This window comes from Ruegeria sp. CE12 (genome assembly GCF_056537525.1).
Window position 1 is genome coordinate 230,828 of the sequence record NZ_JBQFRS010000005.1, and the last position, 23,588, is coordinate 254,415.

18 protein-coding genes are annotated in these 23,588 nt (G+C 58.3%); 11 read left to right on the forward strand and 7 right to left on the reverse strand.

What is annotated here, in order from left to right:
* Nucleotides 1-15: 15 nt before the first annotated feature.
* The 6 genes from ACR0IO_RS14065 to ACR0IO_RS14090 all read right to left on the reverse strand — a co-directional run bounded on the left by ACR0IO_RS14065 (nt 16) and on the right by ACR0IO_RS14090 (nt 7,261).
* Nucleotides 16-1,320 carry an NAD(P)/FAD-dependent oxidoreductase gene (locus ACR0IO_RS14065; protein ID WP_480742275.1) on the reverse strand — a complete coding sequence of 435 codons (1,305 nt, stop codon included), beginning with the start codon at nt 1,318-1,320 and terminating at the stop codon, nt 16-18.
* A complete protein-coding gene (locus ACR0IO_RS14070) occupies nt 1,317-1,991 on the reverse strand; it encodes a TetR/AcrR family transcriptional regulator (protein WP_155148889.1) in 675 nt (224 codons plus the stop codon). The genes ACR0IO_RS14065 and ACR0IO_RS14070 overlap by 4 nt, the downstream gene beginning before the upstream one ends.
* 14 nt (nt 1,992-2,005) lie before the next feature.
* Entirely contained in the window at nt 2,006-3,526 is a 1,521-nt protein-coding gene (locus ACR0IO_RS14075) for a trimethylamine methyltransferase family protein (protein WP_480742276.1), read from the reverse strand.
* Nucleotides 3,523-5,925 carry a GcvT family protein gene (locus tag ACR0IO_RS14080; RefSeq protein ID WP_480742277.1) on the reverse strand — a complete coding sequence of 801 codons (2,403 nt, stop codon included), beginning with the start codon at nt 5,923-5,925 and terminating at the stop codon, nt 3,523-3,525. Before ACR0IO_RS14080 ends, ACR0IO_RS14075 begins: the two co-directional genes overlap by 4 nt.
* 113 nt (nt 5,926-6,038) lie before the next feature.
* A complete protein-coding gene (locus ACR0IO_RS14085) occupies nt 6,039-6,668 on the reverse strand; it encodes a glutathione S-transferase family protein (protein WP_480742278.1) in 630 nt (209 codons plus the stop codon).
* A 95-nt stretch (nt 6,669-6,763) separates the two neighbouring features.
* On the reverse strand, nt 6,764-7,261 hold the full coding sequence (locus ACR0IO_RS14090) for a class I SAM-dependent methyltransferase (protein WP_367646964.1): 498 nt from the start codon (nt 7,259-7,261) through the stop codon (nt 6,764-6,766).
* A gap of 232 nt (nt 7,262-7,493) precedes the next feature.
* On the opposite strand from ACR0IO_RS14090, the gene ACR0IO_RS14095 reads away from it, so the two are divergent.
* Genes ACR0IO_RS14095 through ACR0IO_RS14115 form a run of 5 tightly spaced genes read left to right on the forward strand, consistent with a single transcriptional unit; the run spans nt 7,494 to nt 14,717 of the window.
* Nucleotides 7,494-9,266: an ABC transporter ATP-binding protein gene (locus ACR0IO_RS14095; RefSeq protein ID WP_480742279.1), complete on the forward strand. Its 1,773-nt coding sequence runs from the start codon at nt 7,494-7,496 to the stop codon at nt 9,264-9,266.
* A complete protein-coding gene (locus ACR0IO_RS14100) occupies nt 9,259-11,172 on the forward strand; it encodes an ABC transporter substrate-binding protein (RefSeq protein WP_480742280.1) in 1,914 nt (637 codons plus the stop codon). The genes ACR0IO_RS14095 and ACR0IO_RS14100 overlap by 8 nt, the downstream gene beginning before the upstream one ends.
* A gap of 13 nt (nt 11,173-11,185) precedes the next feature.
* A complete protein-coding gene (locus ACR0IO_RS14105; protein ID WP_480742281.1) occupies nt 11,186-12,214 on the forward strand; it encodes an ABC transporter permease in 1,029 nt (342 codons plus the stop codon).
* Entirely contained in the window at nt 12,211-13,365 is a 1,155-nt protein-coding gene (locus ACR0IO_RS14110) for an ABC transporter permease (protein ID WP_155148872.1), read from the forward strand. The genes ACR0IO_RS14105 and ACR0IO_RS14110 overlap by 4 nt, the downstream gene beginning before the upstream one ends.
* Nucleotides 13,362-14,717 carry a CoA transferase gene (locus ACR0IO_RS14115; RefSeq protein WP_480742282.1) on the forward strand — a complete coding sequence of 452 codons (1,356 nt, stop codon included), beginning with the start codon at nt 13,362-13,364 and terminating at the stop codon, nt 14,715-14,717. Before ACR0IO_RS14110 ends, ACR0IO_RS14115 begins: the two co-directional genes overlap by 4 nt.
* Nucleotides 14,718-14,806: 89 nt before the next feature.
* On the opposite strand, the gene ACR0IO_RS14120 is transcribed toward ACR0IO_RS14115, so the two are convergent.
* Nucleotides 14,807-17,185, reverse strand: coding sequence for a mechanosensitive ion channel domain-containing protein (locus tag ACR0IO_RS14120; protein WP_480742283.1), 2,379 nt, complete (start codon nt 17,183-17,185; stop codon nt 14,807-14,809).
* Nucleotides 17,186-17,573: 388 nt separating this feature from the next.
* On the opposite strand from ACR0IO_RS14120, the gene ACR0IO_RS14125 reads away from it, so the two are divergent.
* The 6 genes from ACR0IO_RS14125 to ACR0IO_RS14150 are packed head-to-tail and all read left to right on the forward strand — an operon-like array spanning nt 17,574 to nt 23,577.
* Nucleotides 17,574-18,788 (forward strand): glycosyltransferase family protein, encoded by a 1,215-nt coding sequence (locus ACR0IO_RS14125; protein WP_480742362.1) that lies wholly within the window; start codon nt 17,574-17,576, stop codon nt 18,786-18,788.
* Nucleotides 18,785-20,032 (forward strand): glycosyltransferase family 4 protein, encoded by a 1,248-nt coding sequence (locus ACR0IO_RS14130; RefSeq protein ID WP_480742284.1) that lies wholly within the window; start codon nt 18,785-18,787, stop codon nt 20,030-20,032. The genes ACR0IO_RS14125 and ACR0IO_RS14130 overlap by 4 nt, the downstream gene beginning before the upstream one ends.
* Nucleotides 20,032-21,108, forward strand: a complete 1,077-nt coding sequence (locus tag ACR0IO_RS14135; RefSeq protein WP_480742285.1) for a glycosyltransferase family 4 protein — start codon at nt 20,032-20,034, stop codon at nt 21,106-21,108. Before ACR0IO_RS14130 ends, ACR0IO_RS14135 begins: the two co-directional genes overlap by 1 nt.
* Nucleotides 21,105-21,689, forward strand: a complete 585-nt coding sequence (locus ACR0IO_RS14140; protein WP_480742286.1) for a histidine phosphatase family protein — start codon at nt 21,105-21,107, stop codon at nt 21,687-21,689. The genes ACR0IO_RS14135 and ACR0IO_RS14140 overlap by 4 nt, the downstream gene beginning before the upstream one ends.
* On the forward strand, nt 21,686-22,828 hold the full coding sequence (locus tag ACR0IO_RS14145) for a glycosyltransferase family protein (RefSeq protein WP_480742287.1): 1,143 nt from the start codon (nt 21,686-21,688) through the stop codon (nt 22,826-22,828). The genes ACR0IO_RS14140 and ACR0IO_RS14145 overlap by 4 nt, the downstream gene beginning before the upstream one ends.
* Complete coding sequence (locus ACR0IO_RS14150; RefSeq protein ID WP_480742288.1) at nt 22,825-23,577, forward strand: polysaccharide deacetylase family protein; 753 nt, start codon at nt 22,825-22,827, stop codon at nt 23,575-23,577. The genes ACR0IO_RS14145 and ACR0IO_RS14150 overlap by 4 nt, the downstream gene beginning before the upstream one ends.
* The last annotated feature ends 11 nt before the right edge of the window (nt 23,578-23,588 follow it).

The following is a 23,588-nucleotide window of genomic DNA, read 5'->3' on the forward strand; positions in this document are numbered from 1 at the left end:
GTTTTTTCTGTCTCTCTAGCCCAAAACGGAAAAACTGCTTTCTTCGTTGATCGGCCGTTTCCGCGAATAGAACCCCACATTGATGCTGCGCTTGATATAAGGCAGCTCAAATTGCAGAGGATCAGCATCGTGATCGGCCCCACCCTCGCAGTACTCGATCAGGGACGTCATCATCTTGCCCGCAATCGGCGCATTCTTGTATTGGTTGCCGCTGGTTCCGCAGGCCATGTAAAATCCAGGTAGGCTGGACTTGTCGTAGATCGGAATCCAGTCGGTCGACGCATCGTACAGATCAACCACCCCGCGGGTTTTCGATGGGATGCCAAGGCTGGGCACCCGCTGGGCATAACGCATTGCCTGCGTCGTCCATTGATCCGTGAAATCGTGATTGTAGTTCACGTCATCCTCGCACCACTGGTGCGGATCGCATTCCGGGTCTTCCGATCCGATCAGAATGTGATTGCCATATTCCGGACGGCAATAGCAGGCGATATCGCTGTCAGATACGATCGTGCCATCCTGTTCGAAATCGAACCCTTCCGGGGCCGGAACATGTACCACCTCCTGCCGCAAGGGGCGGGTTTCGATTGTCATGTCATCCAGTACACCTGCCATCCGGTTGATGATTGCAGAACCGGGACCGGCAACGTTAATAATTACCTTTGCGTGGATTTCTTCGCCTGACGCCAGCCGGACCCCGGAGACACGGCCCCCGGCGGTCAGTATTTCGACGACCTCAGCCCCGGTTCGCAATCCAGCCCCGTGCAGTTTCGCAGCATCCATCAGGTTCTGCGCTGAAAGCGCCGGGTCGGTCACGTAACCGGCCTGAGGCCAATAGACCGCGCCTTCCATGTGCCCTCCGTTGGGTTGACCAAAGTCGGGATCATCCATGCGTTTGGCCGGAGCAAAGCTGTCCAATGTGTAGACAGGCAGCCGATCTTTGATCTGCTCTGCCCCCCACTCTTCGAACGGACAATCCAGTTCAGCGCTGTATTTCTTGTGCTTTTCCAGAAATTCATTGGCCGCCGTCTTCATAACCAGACATCCAGTTTCGCGAAACTGCGCCAGATTGGTTTCCGCAGGCAGTCCCAGATATTCGGCCCAGTCGCGCCAATAATGATAACCCTCCCAAGCGAACGCAGTCCCGTCGAATGTGGAATAGTGCATTCTTATGATCGCGCAGGACCCGGCGGTTGAGCCGTGGCCTACTTGCGTGTTCCGATCCAGCGACAGGGTCTTCCACCCTGCCTTGGACATCTCGAACGCGATGGCCGCACCGATTACGCCGGTGCCGATGATGATTGCATCAGGTTGGCTCATGATGGATCCCCTTCCCAGAAACGTCGCGCATAGGCGCTGAATTCTTCGATCTCTTCCGGTCGCGGCTCGACCCCTGTGAAAACATAAAGATAGTGTGGAACCAGCGACAACCGCGTGGCCAGCGGTTCGTTCAACTGTGCAAGGTCATAACCGATCTGCATGTAGTAAAGCACTCGCGCCCGCGTCTCGGCCTCATCCGCTGAATACCCAAAGCGTGCAAACATCACGTGCAACGCTTGCAGTCGTTTTGCGTCCGACTGATCCAGCATTCGGCGCACCTTTCCAGACCTGCGGGCCCAATCCCGCACCGCAAAGTCCAGCGCAGTGTCAAACAGCGCTGTATTGACGACACAGCGATGCACATTGCATACGGCGGCTGTGATCGTTTGGGCCGGGGCCTCGGTCTGCGCAATCAACGCAGCCGTATTCGTGGCCTGCCAGCGTGCCAGCAATGCGTCCAGTAATTCCTGCCGAGATTTGAAGTACCAGTAAAAAGATGATCGCGAGACCGCCATCCGCTCGGCCAGATTCAGCACCTTGACCTGCTCGACCCCATCCGAAATCAGCACATCCATGGCCACATTCAGCCAGTCGTCACGTGTCACCTTGATGTTGCCGACCAGAGGTTCGGCATCGGGATCGTCACGGTGGAGCACAGGTTTTGTGGTCATGATGTTGAACCCGGTCAGCTTTCCGGCGGTGCGCCGCCCTCTTCCGTACGACGGGCAATGAACGCACGCAACGCCTCTGACCGATCCTGGTCATGATGCGGGGCTTCAAAGGTCTCGACGATATTCTTCCAAATCCCTGTGGCCCGGTGATTGGCGTCAATCGCGCCGCGTTCGCTCCAGGTACCAAAATTGGACCAGTCCCCGACCAGCGGCTCATAGAACTGGGTCTGATACCGCTCCATCGTGTGCCCGGCACCAAAGAAGTGACCCGAGGGCTGAACCTCGCGCAATGCGTCCAAAGCAATGTCGGCATCCGTTGCCGGAGTACCCGCACACAGCTCAGCCACCATCTGCAACACTTCCAGATCAGTGATGATCTTTTCAAACGAAACCGTCAGCCCGCCTTCCAGCCAACCTGCAGAATGGATGACCACCGTGGCACCGGCCATCAGGCACCCCCACAGGCCGAACTGTGTCTCGTTCGCGGCCTGCGCGTCATTGATATTGGCCGCGCTGCCCCCGGCACAACGCCAAGGCAACCCGACCCGACGGGCCAGTTGGCCCGCAACCAGTGAAGCGGTGAAATGCTCGGGCGTCCCAAATGCAGGTGCCCCGGATTTCATGTCCACATTGCTGGTAAAGGTCCCGTAGCAAACCGGTGCACCAGGTTTGGCAAGCTGAGTCAGTGTGATCGCCGCCAGTGCCTCGGCGTGGCTCAGCGTCATAGCCCCTGCTACGGTGATCGGGGCCATCGCCCCCATCAGCGTAAACGGTGTCACGATGGACATTTGACCTGCGCGTGCGAAGTCGATCAGACCTTGGGCCATAGGCATGTCAATCACACGCGGCGAGTTTGTGTTAATGATCGTGTAACACCAGGGTTGCGCGTTGAATTCATCGTCGGTCAGTCCGCGAAAACTGCGCACCATCTCGAACCCGTCCATCACCTGAGGCGTACCGCGGGAATAGATGAATGGAACCTTGTCGCTCAGCGTCAGTTCTGCCTCGGTCATCGCGTAGTGGCGCAGGTGCATAGGAATGTCCTGCGCCTCGACCAAAGGCGGAACCATGTGCAGAACATCGAAGGCTTGGGTGATCTGAACCATCTCGCGAAAATCGCTCAGTGTTCCCGGCCGCCGCCCGCGTTCAAGGTCGGTCGCATGTGGTGCACCGGCACCCGGCTGAAAGACCAGTCGCCCCAGTTCCAGCGTGATGTCCCGATCCGGCACCGCCCCTTTCATGACGATAGAACGTGGCGCGGTTGACAGCTCAGCCTCGACCATTTCACGGCCGATATAGACCATCTCATCATCGACGCGCGCGCCGCCCTGCTGAAACAGCCTGCGCGCCTCAGGCAGCAAGACCTTGATCCCGATCTCTTCCAGAACGGTCAGTGAGGCCTGATGCAGCGCTTCGATCCGATCCTCGGTGAAAGCCGCCATGGGCGGGAACGGATTGCGCAGATTGCGATAGTCCACCTGCCGCTGCGGTGTTTCCGCAGCTTCGGCTCGTGCTCTGCGACCGCGCCGTGTCATGCGCGCATCGCCTTGCCTTGCGGATCATACGGGGATGGCGCAATCACACGCGCAGGCCTCTCGACACCAACAACGTGAACCGACAACTCTGTCCCCGGCTCAGCCTTGTCGTGATCAACCAGCGCCATGGCCAGTGACTTACCTGTGTAATGCCCATACCCGCCTGACGTCACAAACCCGACACGCTCACCGTCTTGCCAGACGGGTTCATACCCGCTGGCATCCGCATCCAGCGCATCAACTTCCAACGTCACCTGTACCTGTGCCGGACCGTTTCCATCACGCTCTGCCAAGGCGGCATCTTTACCGATAAAATCCTTGCCCCAGTCGATCCAGCGATCCATCCCCGTCATCCCGGGGGTATAGAGTTGCGTGAACTCCGCCGACCAGATGCCAAAGCTCTTTTCCAGCCGCGTTGACAGCATCGCGTTGAAGCCGCATTCGCGAATACCTTGGTCAGCTCCGGCCTCAAGCAGTATCCGGCGCAGCTTGATATGATCGCCATAACGGCAGTTGATCTCATAACCCTTTTCGCCTGTGACCGACATGCGCGCGACTCTGGCCCGCACAATGCCAATATCGAAATCGCCACATCCCATGAACTTCAGTCCCGAGATGTCCTGCTCGGCCAGCTTTTCGACCACATCCTGCGATTTCGGCCCAACAACTGCAAAGCCGCAGTATTCCTCGCCCAGATCCCGGATCTCGACGCCATCTATCATATGATCGTCAAACCAGCGCATATGCCAGGCACGCAGGTAGTAACTGCCCATGATCCACCAGGTACCGTCACCCCAGTTCAGCACCGTCAGATCACCCTTCAGTCGGCCGTTCTCACCCAGCATCGGAGCCAGTTTCGCACGACCCGGAGCGGGGAGCTTGGAGGCCATCACCTTATCCAGCCAGAGTTCTGCATTCAGTCCGGAGACCTCGAAACGGGAAAAGCCCGAGATATCCATCAGGCCGACGCCTTCCCTGATTACTCTGCACTCTTCGGCTACGATGTCATGCGCGTTTGACCGCTTGAGCGTGGGCGTTTCCTCGAACCCCTTCGGTGCAAAATAAAGCGGCACTTCAAGATCCCAGCTCACGCCCCACTTACAGCCCGCTTCGGCCATCGCATCATGCGCCGGGGCCATCTTTAGCGGGCGCCCCGCTGGAAGCTGTTCGTTCGGATAGGTCATCACGAAGCGGCGGGAATAGAACTGACCCGTGGTTTCGCGGATGTAACGTTTGTTCTGGGCAAAATCACCATAGCGCGCCACGTCCATCGGCCACGCATCCGCCTCAGGCTCTCCGTGGATCATCCACTCGGCCAATGTCTTGCCGACACCGCCACCCTGCAGGAAACCCGCCATCACAGCGCAGGCCGACCAATAACCCCGCTTGCCCGGCACCGGACCGACCAGTGGGTTGCCGTCTGGTGAGAAGGTAAAGGCACCATTCACCCAAGTCTTGATGCCGACATTCTGGATCGACGGGTACCGTTCAAAACCCAGCGTCAACTCGTTCTCGATCCGGTCGAGCTGTTCCTGAAACAACTCTTCACCATAGTTCCACGGCGCGCCATCCATGGCCCAGTGTTCGTGATCGACCTCGTAAATCCCGACCAGAACACCCTTCTGGTCCTGCCGCATATAGGTGAAACCTTCGAGATCGACTGTCATCGGCATCTCGAAATCAGCAGCAGCCACTTCGGGGACCGAGTCAGTAATCAGGTAATGGTGTTTGAGCGGTGAAACCGGCAGATCGACGCCTGCCATACGGCCAACCTGCTTAGCCCAGAGCCCGGCCGCATTGACCACATGTTCACAGGTGATCGTGCCCTTGTCGGTCACGACCTGCCAGCCATCATCAGTCTGGATCAGCTCCTCGACCTTGGTTTCCTCGAAATACTCCGCGCCGCGTTTCTTTGCCGCCGTTGCATAGGCCTGAACCGTGCCGGTCGTATCGATATACCCCTCACGATCTGCCCACATCGCACCCAGTACACCATCTGTTGACATGATCGGGCATCGGCGCTGAGCCTCTTCCGGTGACAGCAACTCACAATCATCAATGCCGATGGACTGGAAGATACGATAGTTGGCCTGCAGCCATTCCCAGCGCTCGGGCGTGCCGGCAAGGGTCAGACCACCGGTCATATGCAAGCCGATGTTCTGCCCCGACTCTTTCTCGATCTCGCTCAGCAGATCAATCGTATAGGCCTGCAGCGATGCCATGTTCGGATCGGCATTCAGCGCATGAATACCCCCGGCCGCGTGCCACGAAGACCCCGATGCCAGACGCCTGCGTTCCAACATCACCACGTCCGACCAGCCAAACTTGGCCAGATGATAGAGAACTGAGGCGCCAACAACGCCACCACCGATGACTACTACGCGATACTGAGATTTCATCCCGACCTCCCCTGGATGATTCACAGCAGACGCTAGTTGCACTGTTCACTTCTGTCTAGACATTTCTGTACAGTCCAAAGCAAATGATGACCGCACCATTTGCTGGTCAATTTTCAAAGACTGGCGCTGGGGCGGGCCTGAACCTTTTCAAACCATCCGAGAGTGGCGGTATTCCCCTCTGGAATTCGCATTTTGATCACACGTGCGAAATCGACAAACACGAACGTCGAGATATCGGCGAGCGAAAACGCCCCTCCGGCGACAAACGGACTGTCCTGAAGCCGCTCTTCCAGCAGATCAAAGAAAGCGCCCACCCGAGTAATCCCTCGCTGCGCAAGCGCTGGGATCTGCTCGTAATTCACCGTCCCTGGAATAGCCCGATCTTTGAACGCAGGGTGCGTATTGCGCAAAGCGTCAGCCACAGGCGCACCGCCCTGCTGCTCGACAATCGAATTCCACATCAGGACCATACCCTTTTCATCTGGGGTTCGTCCCATGAGTGGCGGTTCGGGAAAACGCGCTTCTAGATAAGCCGCTATCCCAAGGTTTTCGGTCAACACGCTACCCTCGTCGGTGACCAAAGCGGGGATCGTTGCGCGCGGATTCACGGCGCGAAACGCCTCGCTCAACTGTTCGCCCTTGGCAATCGAAATCTCACGTGTCTCGATCTCCAACCCCTTTTCCGCAATGAAGATCCGGGCGCGGCGTGGATTGGGGGCGGTTGAGCAATCGTAGAATAACATCGGCGCAGTCCTTCCTCGGGCAAACACCCGAAGGTTAGACTGCATTCACATAGCGGATCGAGTCACTTCCTGATATGACCCTGCGGCACCAGTATTTAGCGGCGATAGATGAAACACCGGCCTTCGACCGCACCTTCGGGCAGCGGAAGCTCTGACAGACCTTCAAAATACATCCGGTCACTCGATACCATCAGCCCACCGGGGGCCAGCAATGGTTCAATCAGGGGGGAGACAAAACGGGCAAAGACATCGTTCTTTTCCCGGTTGTGACCACCAAGGTCCGCATGGATCAGGCTGGCTGTGGCCCCAAACCGCTCGACCGAAGCTGGCAGGGTTTCACGCACATCGCCCAGAATAAGCTGGTCATCTGACGGAGTGGAATCCGGGTGCGAGGCCACTGCTCTTTCAAAAACGTAGATCGGACGCCCTTGAATGCGCTGCATCATGTGGTGGTACGTGCGACCGTTCCCCAGCCCAAGCTCGAACACAGGACCTGTCTGATCCGCTGTCTGATCGATGGCAAAATCCAGACACGCACGCTGTGACACCATGCGGTCGATGAAAAGATCCAGACGGCTTTGATTGTCGGACACGTTAAAATCTCTCTCTGATACCTGTTGGCAGCCAGGATGGTGCCGAGCGTGCCCTAGATGACAAAAACTCAACACTTTGTGTAGGTGCATTGCCCTCAGTTTCACAATTCCGCGACATTTCAGCCCAAGAAGGGGTTTGACTATTGAGTCCCAAGCGCGCGAAACTGTGACAAAAAAAACAGGGAGTTGTAATGCCGACCTCAATACACGGCCAACCAGGCGGGGATTCCGCATGACGGCCTTGTTATCTGTGCGCGACCTGAGCATCGGCTTTGGCGCAGGTGAAGCCGTTGTCAAAGACGTAAATTTTGACGTTGAACCCGGGCAAACTCTGGCATTGGTTGGCGAATCCGGGTCTGGAAAAACCATCTCTTGCCGCGCTGCGCTCCGCATTCTGCCCCGAACAGCGCAAATTCGCAGCGGCTCAATCACGCTGAACGATTCGAAGGGCACGGCAGAACTCACCAAAATCACCGAGCGGCAAATGCGCGATATCCGCGGCAACCGAATCTCGATGATTTTTCAGGAACCCATGCGTTCTTTGTCCCCGCTTCATAAGATCGGCAATCAGGTCAGCGAAGTTCTGTGGCTGCACCGCAACGCGTCCGAGGCGCAAGCGCGTAAAGAAGTTCTGACCCAGTTCGAGCGGGTCGGCTTCCCAGATCCGGCCCGCGCATACGATTCCTATCCGTTCGAGTTGTCCGGCGGCATGCGTCAGCGGGCGATGATTGCCATGGCGATGGTCTCGAAACCGGATCTGCTGATTGCCGACGAACCGACAACCGCACTTGATGTGACCACACAGGCGCAGGTTCTTGGGCTGATCAAGGAACTGCAGCGGGAAACGGGCATGGCCCTGATCCTTGTGACCCACGATCTGGGCGTGGTTGCGAACATGGCCGAACAGGTCGTTGTCATGCACAAGGGTCGCGTGATGGAGGCCGGACCGGCCGAGTTGATCCTGAACGATCCCGCCCACCCATACACACGCCAACTCTTTGACGCAGCGCCGGAAATCCCTGATCAGGATGCCGTCGGCATTCCGATGCCAGAGGAAGATCTGATCCTCGAGATGAAGGATGTCTGCAAAACCTACACGATGCGATCCAGCAAAGGTTGGCGGTCGGACAAACAGATCTTCGCTTGTCGCGGCGTCGACCTGAAGCTGGCCCGCGGCAAAACGCTGGCCGTTGTGGGCGAAAGCGGATCCGGCAAGACCACTACTGCCCGTATCGCCCTCGGCGCTGAACTGCCCGACGAGGGCGGAGAGGTCCTGTTTCGGCCCGGCCCCGGTGATGACACGATCAAAGTTCATCGCATGACTCGCGCAGAACGTACGGCGTTTCAGCGCAAGGCACAGATGGTGTTTCAAGATCCCTACAGTTCGCTCAGCCCCAGAATGCGCATTCAGGACGCGATGACCGAACCGTTGGAAATCCATCGCATAGGTACAACCTCCGAGCAGCGCGACAAGGCTGCTGAAATGCTCAAACGTGTCGGCCTGAACTCCGATATGCTCAAACGCTACCCTCACGCCTTTTCTGGCGGGCAGCGCCAGCGCCTGTCGATCGCCCGTGCCATGATGCTGGATCCGTCGCTGATCGTTTGTGACGAACCGACCTCCGCACTGGATGTATCCGTTCAGGAACAGATACTTACGCTTTTGGAAGAGCTGCAGGACAGCTTGAACCTGTCCTACTTTTTTATCTCTCACGATCTGGCGGTTGTCGCGCGCATTGCCGACGAAGTTGCCGTCATGCGGCAGGGTCTCGTCGTCGAACAGGCCCCTCCCGAAACACTGTTTTACAACCCTCGCCACCCATACACCAAGGCGTTGATCGCCGCCCAGCCCGAGCCTGACATCAATCGCCCGATCGACCTGAAACTGGTTGCATTGGGCGCTGGTGCGCCAGACAGTTGGGATGACGCCTTTAGATTCTCCGACTCCGTGATACCCTCACTCGTGGAGATGGAGCCCGGCCATAAGGTACGTTGCCATGTTTAAGACCACTCGAAATTTGTTTCTGGCCACATCTCTGGCCGTGTCCTGGATGCTGCCCGCCACGGCAGGAAACATTCCTGATCTGCAGGAAAGCGCTTTCTGGAAGTCCGAAGTTGAAAACGGAAACCTTCCTCCGGTTCAGGATCGTATCCCACAAGAACCCTTGATCGTCGATCTGTCCGCCAAAGGGCGCGAGTTCGGAACGCCCGGCGGAACCCTGCGCACCATGGTTACCCGTTCGAAAGACATCCGGCAGATGGTGGTCTATGGCTACGCCCGGCTGGTTGGTTTTGACGAGAACTACAAAATCGTTCCCGATCTGCTGGAATCCTACGAAAACGAGGGTAACCGGAAATTCACGCTGCGTCTGCGAGACGGGCACAAGTGGTCCGATGGAACACCCTTTTCATCAGAAGACTTCCGCTATTGGTGGGAAGATGTCGCCAATAACGAACTGCTCAGCCCCTCCGGCCCGCCAGATTTCCTGATTGTCGAAGACAAGCTGCCAACAGTTTCCTTCCCGGATGAAACAACCATTGTCTACGAATGGGAAGATCCCAATCCGGACTTTCTGCAATCGCTTGCTCAGGCTCGCCCGCCCTTCATCTATCGTCCGGCCGAGTTCCTGAAGCAGTATCACGAGAAATTCGCTGATCCCGACAAACTGGCGTTTGAGGTCGACGACGCGCGGGTCAAAAGCTGGGCTGCGCTGCATAACAAGCTCGATAATCTGTACAAGTTCGACAATCACCAACTGCCGACCTTGCAGCCCTGGCTGAATGCAAGCTCGGGCAAGAAAATCCGCCACAACTTCGTGCGCAACCCGTATTATCACCGCGTCGATACAAACGGTGTTCAACTGCCCTATATCGATGTTGTCGAGATGGAGATCGTGGCTCCGGGTCTGGTCGCAGCCAAGACGAATGCGGGTGAAAGCGATCTGCAAGGGCGCGGACTGGCGTTCCGTGACGCCTCGATCCTGAAAAAGGGCGAGGAACAAGGCAACTACAAGACCTTGCTTTGGAAGACCGGTGTGGCCTCGCAGATTGCGATTTATCCGAACCTGAATTTTGCCGATGATGGCTGGCGTGAAGTGCTGAGGGATGTACGCGTCCGCCGTGCACTGTCGCTTGCCATCGATCGCAAGACGATCAATCAGGCGCTCTACTTCAAACTGGCTCATCCCGGTGCGATGTCGGTGCTGCCAGCTTCCCCCTTCTATGACGAAGAGAACGCTCAGGCGTGGGCGCAATATGACATCGATCAAGCCAATGCCCTGCTGGACGAGGCTGGGCTGGATCAACGTGACGGCAACGGCATCCGCCTGCTGCCTGATGGCCGCCCCATGGAGCTGGTGATTGAAACTGCGGGCGAGCGGCAAGAGGTTGAGAACGCCCTGCAGATCGTGACTGACAATTGGCGTGACATTGGTGTCAAACTGGTCATGCGCCCGCTGGACCGGGACATCCTGCGCAACCGTGTATTTTCCGGAAACACCATGGCCTCGGTCTGGTTCGGCTGGGATGATGGCATTCCACAGGCCCATACCTCACCCGCTTACCTTGCACCGACCGATCAGGTCTTTCTGGCCTGGCCCAAATGGGGTCAATACTATCAGACTGGTGGCGAAGCCGGCGAGCCGCCTGACATGCCCGACGCGGAACGCCTGATGGCTCTGGCCCATGACTGGGAGATTGCCACAACCGACGAAGAGCGTGAGGCTGTCTGGTCCGAGATGCTCAAGATTCACGCCAATCAGCTCTATGCAATCGGAATTCTGAACGGTGCCCCTCAACCCATCGTCGTTTCGAACCGCCTGCGTAACGTGCCTGAAAAGGCGATGTGGGCATGGGAACCGGGGGCGCATTTCGGTATCCACCGCCCTGACGAGTTCTTTTTCGCCGACTGACAGGAGCAGCTAAATGATCATGCTGCGCTACGCGGTGTACCGCTTTTTCACGATGCTGCTGACGCTGCTGGTGGTGTCGGTGTTGATCTTCGTGATCATCAACCTGCCGCCCGGCGATTACCTGAGCAATCAGATTGCCGAATTGCAGGCCTCGGGCCAATCGGCCGGGGTCGCAAAGGCAGAGTTCCTGCGTAAGGAATATGCGCTGGATCGCCCCATGTGGGAGCAATATCTGATTTGGATCGGATTTTGGCCCGGTCCACACGGCTTCGAAGGATTACTTCAAGGCAATTATGGCTGGTCGTTCGAATTTGACCGGCCCGTGCGTGAGATCGTCGGCGACACACTCTGGCTAACCGTCGTAGTGAACCTGGCTGCGATCCTGTTTGTCTATGCCGTTGCCCTGCCATTGGGCGTCATTGCCGCGGCCAGATCACGAACATGGATTGACTATACATCGGCCTTCGTCGGCTATCTAGGTCTGGCAACTCCAAACTTCCTGCTGGCGCTGATCCTTTTCTACTATGGTCACCGCTACTTCAACCTGCCGATCGGCGGCCTGATGGACCCATCCTTCGAAGGCCAGCCGATGAGCTGGGACAAGCTCAAGTCCATTCTGGTACACCTGATCGTGCCTACCTTCGTCATCGGCACCTCGGGTGCTTCGGCCATGATGCAGCGCCTGCGCGCCAACATGCTGGACGAACTTGGCAAACCCTACGTCGAAACGGCCATCGCCAAAGGCATGGCGCCGTCGCGAATGCTGACCAAGTATCCGCTGCGCGTGGCGTTCAACCCTTTTGTGGCCGATATCGGCAACCTGCTGCCGTCGATGGTTTCAGGCTCGGTTCTGGTCTCGGTTGTTCTCGGCCTGCAAACCATCGGCCCCACCCTGCTGACGGCTCTGAAAACTCAGGACCAATTCCTGTCCGCTTTCATACTGATGTTCGTGGCCCTGCTGACCCTGATTGGCACCATGATCTCTGACATCCTGCTGGTCATGCTTGACCCGCGCATCCGGTACGAGGGGCGTGAAGCATGACCCATAAACCCGACGGTCGTTATGTTGACGACGCCCCATTCGATCCGCAGGCCGCCCTGCAACAGCTTGAACGCAAGGATCTGGATGCCCCCAACTGGGTATTGGTCTGGCGCAAGTTCAAAACGCACAAGCTGGGCCTGATTTCGGGCATCTTCCTGCTGCTGTGCTACCTGATGCTGCCATTTGCGGGCTTCATCGCCCCTTACGGACCCAATGATCGCAATGGCGAACATCTCTATGCGCCACCGCAATCGGTGAACTGGTTCCACGATGGAAAGTTCATCGGGCCTTACATCTATCCCATCGTTGCCGAGGCCGATCTGGAAACCTTCCAGTGGAAATTCGTCCCCGATACCGAAGACCCGCGCCCGATCCGGTTCTTCTGTGAAGGATCGGAATACAAACTGGCGGGCCTGATCAAATCGGACACCCACCTGTTCTGCGCCCCAGAAGGCGCGACCCTGTTCCTATGGGGATCAGACCGTCTGGGGCGCGACGTGTTCAGCCGTATACTTTATGGAGCCCAACTGTCGCTGACTGTTGGCCTGATCGGTATCTCGGTCTCTTTCTTCCTCGGCATCCTGTTCGGTTCGATGGCGGGATACTTTGGCGGGCGCATCGACTGGGTGATCAACCGGGTCATCGAGATTCTGCGGTCCCTGCCTGAACTGCCGTTGTGGCTGGCACTGTCTGCCGCGGTCCCGTCGAACTGGAGCCCCGTTGCGGTCTTCTTCATCATCTCGATCATTCTCGGCATTCTCGACTGGCCCGGCCTCGCCCGATCCGTACGCGCCAAATTCCTGTCACTACGCGAAGAGGAATATGTGCGCGCGGCTGAAATGATGGGCGCAAGCTCTGGCCGTGTGATCCGCAAGCACCTTCTGCCCAATTTCATGTCGCACCTGATCGCTTCGGCTACACTGTCGATACCCGCCATGATCCTCGGGGAAACCGCACTCAGTTTCCTAGGCCTCGGCCTGCGTGCTCCGGCGGTCAGTTGGGGCGTCATGCTGAACGACGCGCAAAACCTCGCCTCGATCGAGATCTATCCATGGACAGCGATCCCGATGTTGCCGATCATCGTTGTTGTTCTGGCGTTCAACTTTCTGGGTGATGGCCTGCGCGACAGTCTGGATCCGTATCAGCAATGACACTGCTCGCGTCGCTTCCCTCAACTGACACCTATGAAGTAAAGGGCACAGGCGCGCGGCCCAGCGTGTTTGCGGTGTCCGAACTCGCCACTGCCAGTTTTGCTGCGGTGGGCCAGGAACTGGCGCGTTTTCTGGTTGCTCAAAACCTGACCGATAAACCACCCAAGGTAGCGGTCGATCATCGGCTAGCCTCGCTGTGGTACGGCTACTCCTTCAAACCCGATGGCTGGGAAATGCCCAGCCTCTGGGACGCCGTGGCTGGTGACTACAGGGCCTCGGATGGCTGGATCAGGCTACACACCAACCTGCCGCATCACCGTGCCGCCGCTTTGAAGGTTCTCGGCACCAGGGCCGATCGTTCAACCGTTGGCCAGGCCATCAGGGATTGGGCAATTTCCGATCTTGAAACCGCGATCGTGGCCGAGGGTGGCGTTGCCGCTGCAATGCGCAGTCGGACTGAGTGGCTGGATCACCCTCAGGGACGGGCCGTGGCCCGTGATCCCCTGATCGGTTGGCAGGGGCCACGCAGCATCACTTTGCGCGAACGCCCTGAGGCAACGGCTGATCGCCCGCTGGCCGGCCTGCGCGTATTGGACCTGACCCGTGTATTGGCAGGTCCGGTCTCGACCCGTACTCTGGCCGGTTTCGGGGCCGAGGTTCTGCGCCTTGATCCACCCGGCTGGGACGAACCCGGGGTGATCCCGGACATCTCCCTTGGCAAAACCTGCGCGTATCTGGATCTGAAGTCGCCCGCTGGTCTTGAACGACTGAAGGAACTTCTGACACAGGCCGATGTGTTCGTGCATGGGTACCGCCCCGGCGCGCTCGACGCGCTTGGGTTGGACAAAACTCAACGAGATTCACTGGCGCCCAACCGAATTGAGGTCACACTGGACGCTTATGGTTGGCAGGGGCCCTGGGCCATGCGGCGAGGGTTCGACAGCCTTGTTCAGATGAGCTCGGGTATCGCGGATGCCGGGCGCGAATGGGCCAAGGCTGATAAACCAACCCCGTTGCCGGTACAGGCGCTGGATCATGCGACCGGGTACTTCATGGCCGCATCCGTGCTCTCGGCTCTGGCCGAAGCTGCCTTGCATAACGCCGTGATGGATGCGCGCCTGTCCCTCGCCCGTACGGCTGAACTGTTGGCAAGCCTTGCTAAATCCAGCGAGGGCGAAGACATCACGGCCGCCAAAGCCGACGACTATATCGAAAACACCGAAGCCTCAGGCTGGGGACCAGGCCACAGGCTGAAACCCGCATTAAGCGTCGGAAACGCGACTATGCGCTGGTCTCTGCCTGCACCAAAAACGGGAACCTCCGAACCGGCCTGGCCCTCATCGCAACTCTGAGCGTCCGCCGCGCGTAGCGCGCGGCCCGGCCCAACGCTTTTGTCCCGCGTCTCGTCAGAGACGCAGATCAAATGGGGCGGGAGAGGCTCTTACCGATCATCCCCGCCGCCCGGACCAATATCATCCAGATAATCCTCGTCGATGGCGGCCTGTACCGCACCGGTCACAGCTTCGCGCTGTTTGGGGGTCAGGTCTTCGGCCTCTTTCCCATCCGCCAGCCGGACGGTGACTTCACGGTGGGCAAAGCGGATACCTTCACGGGCAAACAGCTCTCGGATTTCCTGATACACTTTCTTGCGCACCAGCCACTGATCCCCCGGCTTGGTCATGAACTTGACCCGGATGATCATGGCTGAATCCTGCATTTCGATCACACCCTGCGATTTCAACGGCTGGATAAAGTTCTCGCCGATCACCGGATCGCTCAGCAATTGCTGGCCCAGCTTCTTGATCAGTTTCCGCACCTTTTCGACATCCGTGTCATAGGTGACCCGCAGCGGCAGCTTCATGATCACCCAGTCACGGGAATAGTTGGTCAGAACCTTGATCTCACCAAAGGGAATGGTGTTCAACGCACCTAGATGGTGACGCAACTGCATGGAGCGGACAGAGATTTTCTCGACCGTCCCTTTGACATCACCGATATCGATATACTCGCCCTTCCGGAACGCGTCGTCTAACAGGAAGAACGCCCCCGAAAAGATATCCCGCACCAAGGTCTGAGAACCGAAACCAACAGCCAGTCCGACAACACCCGCACCGGCGAACAGCGGGCTGACATTGATGCCCAGTTCCATCAGCACGATTAGAACGATGGTGACAACGACGACGGCCAGGATTGCACCCCGGAACAATGGCAACAGAGTTGCCAACCGGCTCTGTCCGCCCTCACCACCTTCATCGCCCAGCTCAGCTTCTGCGGTCCCGTCATCGGATTCTTCGGCAATTTTGCTGTCGATCCAGATGCGGAAGAAATGGAACAGGATATAGCCGATGAAGATGATCACCATCACATCCAGCGCCCGCTCGACCGGCAGGTCCTGACTCCAGTCGGCTTCAGGATACCAGATCACGACAAGCGCATAGGCCCCGATGACAAAGGCCAGAATACCTGCGACCCGCCGGGCCAGATCTTCATAGGTCAGCAGATAGTGTTTTCTCTGCTCAGCCTCGGCGGTCTCAGCCACTTCGACAACTTCGCCTTCAACCACTTCGGCATTCATCTCTTCGATCTTGTGCGAACGATCGAAGTAGCGTTCCAGCATGTAGTTCATCGCGCCATATGCGATGACCACGGACATGAAGATCAGGTAAGAGCTGACGATCAACGGCAACGGCGTCGGGTTTTCCAACGCAAGGTCAACCGCCAGACGGAACCAGCTGAACCCGATATAGACGATCAGTGCCGGTGCCCATCCAAACGAAACAAAGCGCAGCAGCCACGAGACCTGATCCGCCGCTCGCCCGCCCCGGATGGCATTCGAAATGGCGCGCGCATTGAACAGGATCATCAGGATGTTCCCCAATGCACCCACCATGGTCAGGCTGCCGTACACCATGGCATAGACGTTGTAGTTAAGGCCAAAATCAGCCACCCAGGTCGCAAACAGGACGACCGAAATATCATAAGTCGCCAGTGCCGACGCCCAGATATACAACCGCTTTGCATCGCGATCGGAAAACGGAGGCAAGCGATATTGGCTCAGGAAAGGTGACAGCACCATCCGCCACAGATCTGATACGGTGCGGGCCAGGAAAAACGCGCTAAAGATTGCCGTTATCGTGAACTGGATCGAGATATCTTCGGCTTCGCCAAAGAACAGATACCCAACGATCAGCGCCATGATCATGGCAAATATCGTGGCCCCGATCCCCATAAGGAAGCGGAACACCAGGAACGGCATCTTCTCGCGATAGCCCTGCGGGTTTTCCTTGATCCGCGCGACAACCAGCCGCTTGGCTATGCGTTTTCCGTAGATCTCGATCGACAGCCACCGGCCCAGCAACAGGAACAGGATGTTCCAGCCAAGCACTTCGAAATAGGTCTGAATTCGGCCGTCCGGACTGGTTTGGCGCAGAATGTACTGCACTTCAAAAATCGAATAGGGCAAAGCCTGAAGACGGGATACAAGCGACTCGCGGAACTTGGAAAACCGCTCCTGCGCTTTCATCAGCTGCGATCCGTCCCCCATTGGATCGGAAGATGTTGCCTCGGCTGCGGCATCAGTCTGCTGACCCGCCGACGAAACGACCTGACCCGCGCTGTCGATCACGATCACACTGGCTCCGGCCTCGGTGGCAGAACGGATTGCCGTGGCCAGATCGCTGTCGGTCGTGGTCGCCGTTTCGCTACTTGAACCCGAGGAATAGCCCGGGATTAACGAGGTTTGCGCCACCGCACCCGTAGCAAAGGCTAAGGCCGCAGTCCAAATGACCAGAATTAGTCCGGCGAGAAAGTTCGTTTTCATAGGGTCTTGCATCCAACTCGATTGCTGCCCGTCAGACTACAGAACCCCCGGGCGGTGTTCAAATACTCCCACGGACATTTTTGACATCGTGTGGACCCGTGTTCTTGGCGCAATGATCCGGGCCGGGTATTTTCATATTAGCAAAAATTGAATATGACCGGTTTCGTAAGCGGATGCTGGCAAGGTTTTGATTTTGTCCACCATCTGCCAGCGGCGCTGCATAGTGGTTTAACATGTCTGAAAACACTCAAAATGCTGTTGCCAAATCGCAATGCTTGGCGCATTTGCTGCATGGTTTGGCATCCTTTGGCAAGCAGAACCGGAAAATATGCGATATCAGGTGCGGACGCGCGGATATTGCACCGAAACCAGGAAAACGGGCGAGGGCATGAGCCTAGGCATCTCGAAAGACAAAACCGGCCGAGCGCCGCGCATACTTTTCTACAGCCATGATACGTTCGGCCTTGGACATCTGCGACGCTCGCGCGCTCTGGCAGCGGCGATGACACAGGCCGATCCGCTTGCCTCGGCACTGATTCTGACAGGCTCTCCGGTGGCTGGCCGTTTCACTTTTCCCCGCCGCGTCGATCACGTTCGCCTGCCCGGCGTGACGAAACGGGCTGACGGATCCTATGCCGCACAAACCATCGGCATGGGCATCGATGAAGTGACCGAACTGCGTTCGGGCCTGATTCAAACCGCTGTGCAGCAGTTTGACCCCGATATTCTGATCGTCGACAAGGAACCAACCGGGTTCAGGGGTGAATTGCTGCCGACGCTTGAACGCCTCGAAAGGTCGCACCGCACAAAGCTGGTTCTTGGCCTGCGCGACGTTCTGGACGAACCCGAGGTTCTGGCCGCCGAATGGGCACGTAAAGAAGCCGTGGCCGCAACCGAGCGCTTTTATCACGAAATATGGGTCTACGGCCTGAAGTCTGTTTATGACCCGACCAAAGGATTGCCGCTTAGCCCCGCGGCGCAAACCCGTATCCACTGGACCGGGTATTTGCGCCGCGATCTGGGTCCGGTCGGCGAACCGCCCGAACAACCTTATATCCTCATCACTCCCGGTGGGGGTGGCGACGGTAAGGCGATGGTCAATCAGGTCCTGTCGGCTTACGAGAAAGACCCCGAACTGTCACCACGCGCCGTTCTGGTCTATGGCCCCTTCCTGTCGGGCGAGCTTCGCGAAGAATTCGAGACGCGTGTTGCCGCGTTGAACGGCCGTGTCACCGCCGTTGGCTTCGAATCTCAGATCGAAACGCTGTTTGCCGGTGCTGCAGGCGTTGTGTGCATGGGCGGCTACAACACCTTCTGCGAGGTGTTGTCCTTCGACAAGCGCGCCGTCATCGTCCCGCGCACCACACCACGGCTCGAACAATGGATCCGCGCCTCGCGTGCCGAGGATCTTGGGCTTGTTCGGATGCTGGATGAAACCCGCGACGGGCTCAGCGCAGATGCGATGATCCAGGCGATCCGCAACCTGCCACATCAGCCGCTGCCGTCGCAGGCAATCAGCAGCGGTCTGCTGGATGGGCTGGACTACGTCACCCATCGCATTGACGCCCTTCTGGGTGGGGAACAGGAACGGGCAACCGGATGACCACAACCGAACCCAAACTGGCGGTGCTGGTCAAAGGGTGGCCGCGCCTGTCCGAGACGTTTATTGCACAGGAACTGGTGGCCCTTCAGGATGCCGGGCATCAGTTCGACATCTGGTCGCTGCGCCATCCGACCGATACCAAACGGCACCCGCTGCATGACCGGTTCAAGGGTCAGGTGCATTACCTGCCTGAATATCTTTACGATGAACCCGAACGTATCTGGGCCGCGCGCGAAGTTGCAAAACGCCTGCCCGGCTACGCCCGGGCCTACGAAATCTGGCGGCAAGACCTGCGCCGTGATCCGACCCACAATCGCATCCGTCGTTTCGGTCAGGCCTGTGTGCTGGCGGCCGAGCTTCCTACTTCGACCCATGCAATGTATGCGCATTTCATGCACACGCCATCTTCGGTCGCGCGCTATGCTGCCATTATGCGCGATATGCCGTGGAGCTTTGCCGCCCACGCCAAGGATATCTGGACATCCCCGGATTGGGAAAAGCAGGAAAAGCTGCAGGCCGCGACCTATGGCGCCACCTTCGGGGCGACCTGCACCGCAATCGGTGCGCGGCATTTGCGCGAACTGGCCGATGACCCCGCGCGGGTTGAACTGATCTACCATGGGCTTGATCTGTCGCGCTTCCCTGATCCGCCACAGCGGGACCCTCGTTTGCCGGATGGTCCATTCCACATGATATCGGTGGGCCGGCTGGTCGAAAAGAAAGGCTTTGACCGGCTGATTGATGCCTTTGCCATGCTGCCATCCTCGCTGGATTGGCACTGGACCCATATCGGCGGCGGCACCCTCGGCAAGGCGCTTCAGGATCGCGCAGCAGCTGCAGGTCTGTCGGACCGGATCACATGGAAAGGCGCGTGTGATCAGCCCGAAGTCATTGCCGAAATGCGCAAGGCCGATCTGTTCGTTCTGCCCAGCCGCATTGCCGAGGATGGTGATCGCGACGGTTTGCCGAATGTGCTGATGGAGGCCGCTTCGCAGCGTCTGCCCATCCTCTCCACACCCGTATCGGCTATCCCCGAATTTATCGAAACCGGTGTCCACGGCATCCTGTCCGATGATGATCCCGCTGCTTTGGCTCAGGCAATCACAACTCTGGCCAATAATCCCGGCGCAGCAGAACGGATGGCAAAGGCGGCCTATGATCGCCTGATCGCCGAATTCCGCATGGATCCCGGCATCGCACGCCTGTCCGAACGCCTGAACGCATTGTGCATGGAAGAGGCCTGATGGCCCGGGTCGCCTTCTATGCTCCGATGAAGTCACCCCAAAGCCCGGTTCCTTCGGGCGATCGCGAAATGGCCCGAAACCTGATGCACGCGATCGGCGCACATGGCGATAGGCTCGATCTGGTCTCCGAATTGCGGATCTACGACAAAACAGGCGACAGCACCATTCAGGACAGGCTGCGTACAGCGGCCGAGGCGGAGGCTACACGCCTAGTTGCGGAAATGCCCGGGGATACCGATCTTTGGGTGACCTACCACAACTACTACAAAGCCCCTGACCTGCTGGGTCCAAAGGTCGCCCACGCGCGCGGCATTCCTTACGTTCAACTTGAAAGCACGCGTGCGACCGGCCGACTTACGGGGCCATGGTCCGGCTTTGCGCAATCTGCGCACGATGCCTGTGACGCGGCACAGGTGATTTTCTATCACACCGCCAACGACCTGATCACGCTAAAGCGGGAGCGGTACGGCAATCAAACCCTGACCGAGCTGCCACCCTTTCTGCCCATTTCCGAACTTCCCGGTACGTCTTCCTGCGACGGGCCGATGCTGGCGGTGGGGATGATGCGCCACGGCGACAAATTCGCCTCATATGAAATTCTGGCCGACACGCTGGAACATCTCTCTGGCGACTGGCAGCTGAACATCGCAGGCGATGGCCCTGCCCGTGCCGAGGTCGAGACCCTGATGGCACCCTTTGGTGATAGGGTACAGTTTCTGGGTCAGCTCGATCGTACCGCATTGCAGAAGGTGTACGAAACCGCTTCGATGCTTGTCTGGCCCGGTGTGAACGAGGCCTATGGAATGATCTATCTGGAAGCGCAGGCAAGCGGCCTGCCAGTGGTGGCGCAGGATCGCCCCGGTGTCCGCGATGTGCTGATGTCAGCGGACCATCCTGCCATTGAAACGGGTGCAAAGGGGCTGGCCAAACGAATTCAGACATTGCTGGCCGATCCCGCATTGCGTCAGTCCGAGGGTGCGAAGGCGCGAGCCTATGTTGCCCAACGCCATTTGATCCCATCTGCAACAGAACGATTCTGGGCCACAGTTCGACCCCTGCTGGAGAAACACTCATGAGCAAACTGGCACTGCTGCGTCATGGCCATACCGACTGGAACCGCGCGGGTCGCATTCAGGGCCGCAGCGACATCGCACTTGATGAGCAGGCGCGCGCTGAACTGGCCGGGTACCAACTGCCGGACCCGTGGAACACTGCCTCGCTGTGGGCAAGCCCACTTGGTCGCGCCTTTGAGACGGCGCAACTGGTGGCTGGCCATGATCCACAGACTTCAGATGCGTTGATCGAGATGAACTGGGGCGACTGGGAAGGACAGCGTGGCGTCGACCTCATCGAAGAGGCGGACAGCGGCTATCGCCATATCGAAGACTGGGGCTGGGATTTCCGCCCCCCGAATGGCGAAAGCCCGGCGGAGCTCTGGGCCCGTCTCGAGCCGTGGGTGTCGGGACTGCAGAGCGATGCAATTGCCGTGTGCCATATCGGTATCATGCGGGTAATTCTGGCAAAGGCGTGGGGTTGGGATTTCTCTGGTCCCGCCCCGTTCAAGATCAAACGCAACCGCCTTTTCGTCGTGGATCTCGACACGATGACCCCGGTGCCTGAACCCGTCCGCCTGACGCCGCGCGAGGTGTCCGCATGAGGGTGATGATCGTCGTCACCCATCTGCTGGGAACCGGTCATCTGAGCCGGGCCCTGACCCTTGGCCGTGCCTTCGTTGAACAAGGGCATGAAGTGTTCGTGGTCTCCGGCGGGATGCCCGCACCGCAGCTGGACACCAGCGGAATGACTTTGCTTGGTTTGCCGCCCCTGCGATCGGACGGCACCGATTTCACGCGACTTCTGACCCAGACCGGCGACATCGCCACGCCAGCCTATCTGGAAGCCCGCGCCAATGCGCTGATACAAGCTGTCGGCAGCTTTCAGCCTCAGGTTCTGATAACCGAGCTTTATCCGTTCGGACGCCGCAGTCTGGCGGCAGAGTTTCAGGCCGCACTTGAGGCCGCACAGGAGCTCCCATCACGCCCCGTCATTCTGGGCTCGATCCGCGATATCCTCGCGCCGCCCTCAAAACCCTCAAAGGCAGAACGTGCCGATGAGGTTGTGGCACAGTACTATGGCGGAATTCTCGTACACTCTGATCCCCGGATCACGCCGCTCGACATCAGTTGGCCAGTATCCGAAGCTCTGGCGAACCGGCTGCACTATACGGGTTTCGTTGCGCCCTCTGCGCCATCACCCCATCCCGAAAGCATCGGATCGGACGAGATTCTCGTCAGCGCTGGTGGAGGCTCGGTCGGACAACCGATCTTTCGCGCGGCCATCGAAGCCGCCCGAAAGATGCCCAACACGCGCTGGCGCATGTTGGTCGGCGGCCAGGACGCCACCGCCCGCATCAGTGAACTGGCACGGCATGCCGGTGATGCACCTGTAACACTTGAACCGGTACGCCCTGATTTTCGCCAGATGCTGCCGCTGGCCAAGGCATCGGTCAGCATGTGCGGCTACAACACTGCGATGGACCTGCTGCAATCCGGCACTCCGTCCGTTCTGATACCATTTGACGATGGCAAAGAAGTCGAACAGGGCCTGCGGGGGCAAAGTCTCGCACAACTTCCGGCAATCGAGGTTCTGCCCAGCGGTGAATTGAACGGACAAAGCCTGTCTGATGCGCTGATGCGCGTCATCTCGGACGGGCCGCGCGACGCGATGCGGCACGGCTTTGACGGTGCGAAGCGATCGGTTGAAATCGCGACAGGCTTACTGGAGCGCAGACAATGACCCCAGACTGGCGCCCCTTGCACGCAGAATTGGAGGAATGGCAGACCCGGGGTCTGACCTTTCCGCTCTGGTGGCGCGATGATGACGCGGTGACCCCAACCCCGCAACTGAATGTCTTAACCGACCTGAGCAACCGTCTCGACCTGCCCGTCCACCTTGCCGTCATTCCCCGCGATGCGGATCAGGCACTGTCAGAATATATGGCCAGAGAACCCGCTCTGATCCCTGTCGTGCACGGCTGGGCGCATCAAAATCACGCTCCGAAAGAGGAAAAGAAGGCCGAATTCCGTCTGCACCGCTCGCTGGATGCCATCACTGCCGATGCAAAAGCGGGCCTGACAAGACTACAGGAGCTGTTTGGCGAATCATTGCGACCGATGTTCGTTCCCCCGTGGAACCGAATTGATTCAGAGGTTGCCGCCGAGCTTCCGGGGATGGGGTATCGTGTTCTGTCGACTGCCACGCCACGAAAGGCCGCAAACGCGGCACCCGGACTGGAACAGATCAACACCCATCTTGACCCCATTGACTGGCGCGGTACGCGCGGCTTGGCGGCCACGGATATGCTAATCGCCAAAACCGTCCAGTTACTGAAAGACCGCCGAGAAGGTTCTGCAGATAACACCGAACCCTTTGGCGTGTTGACCCATCACCTTGTTCATGATCAAGACATCTGGACCTTTACCGAAGATTTACTGCGCAGACTTCTGGACGGTCCGGCAACCGTCTGGACAATGCCGCGCGACTGACTACTCAAGGA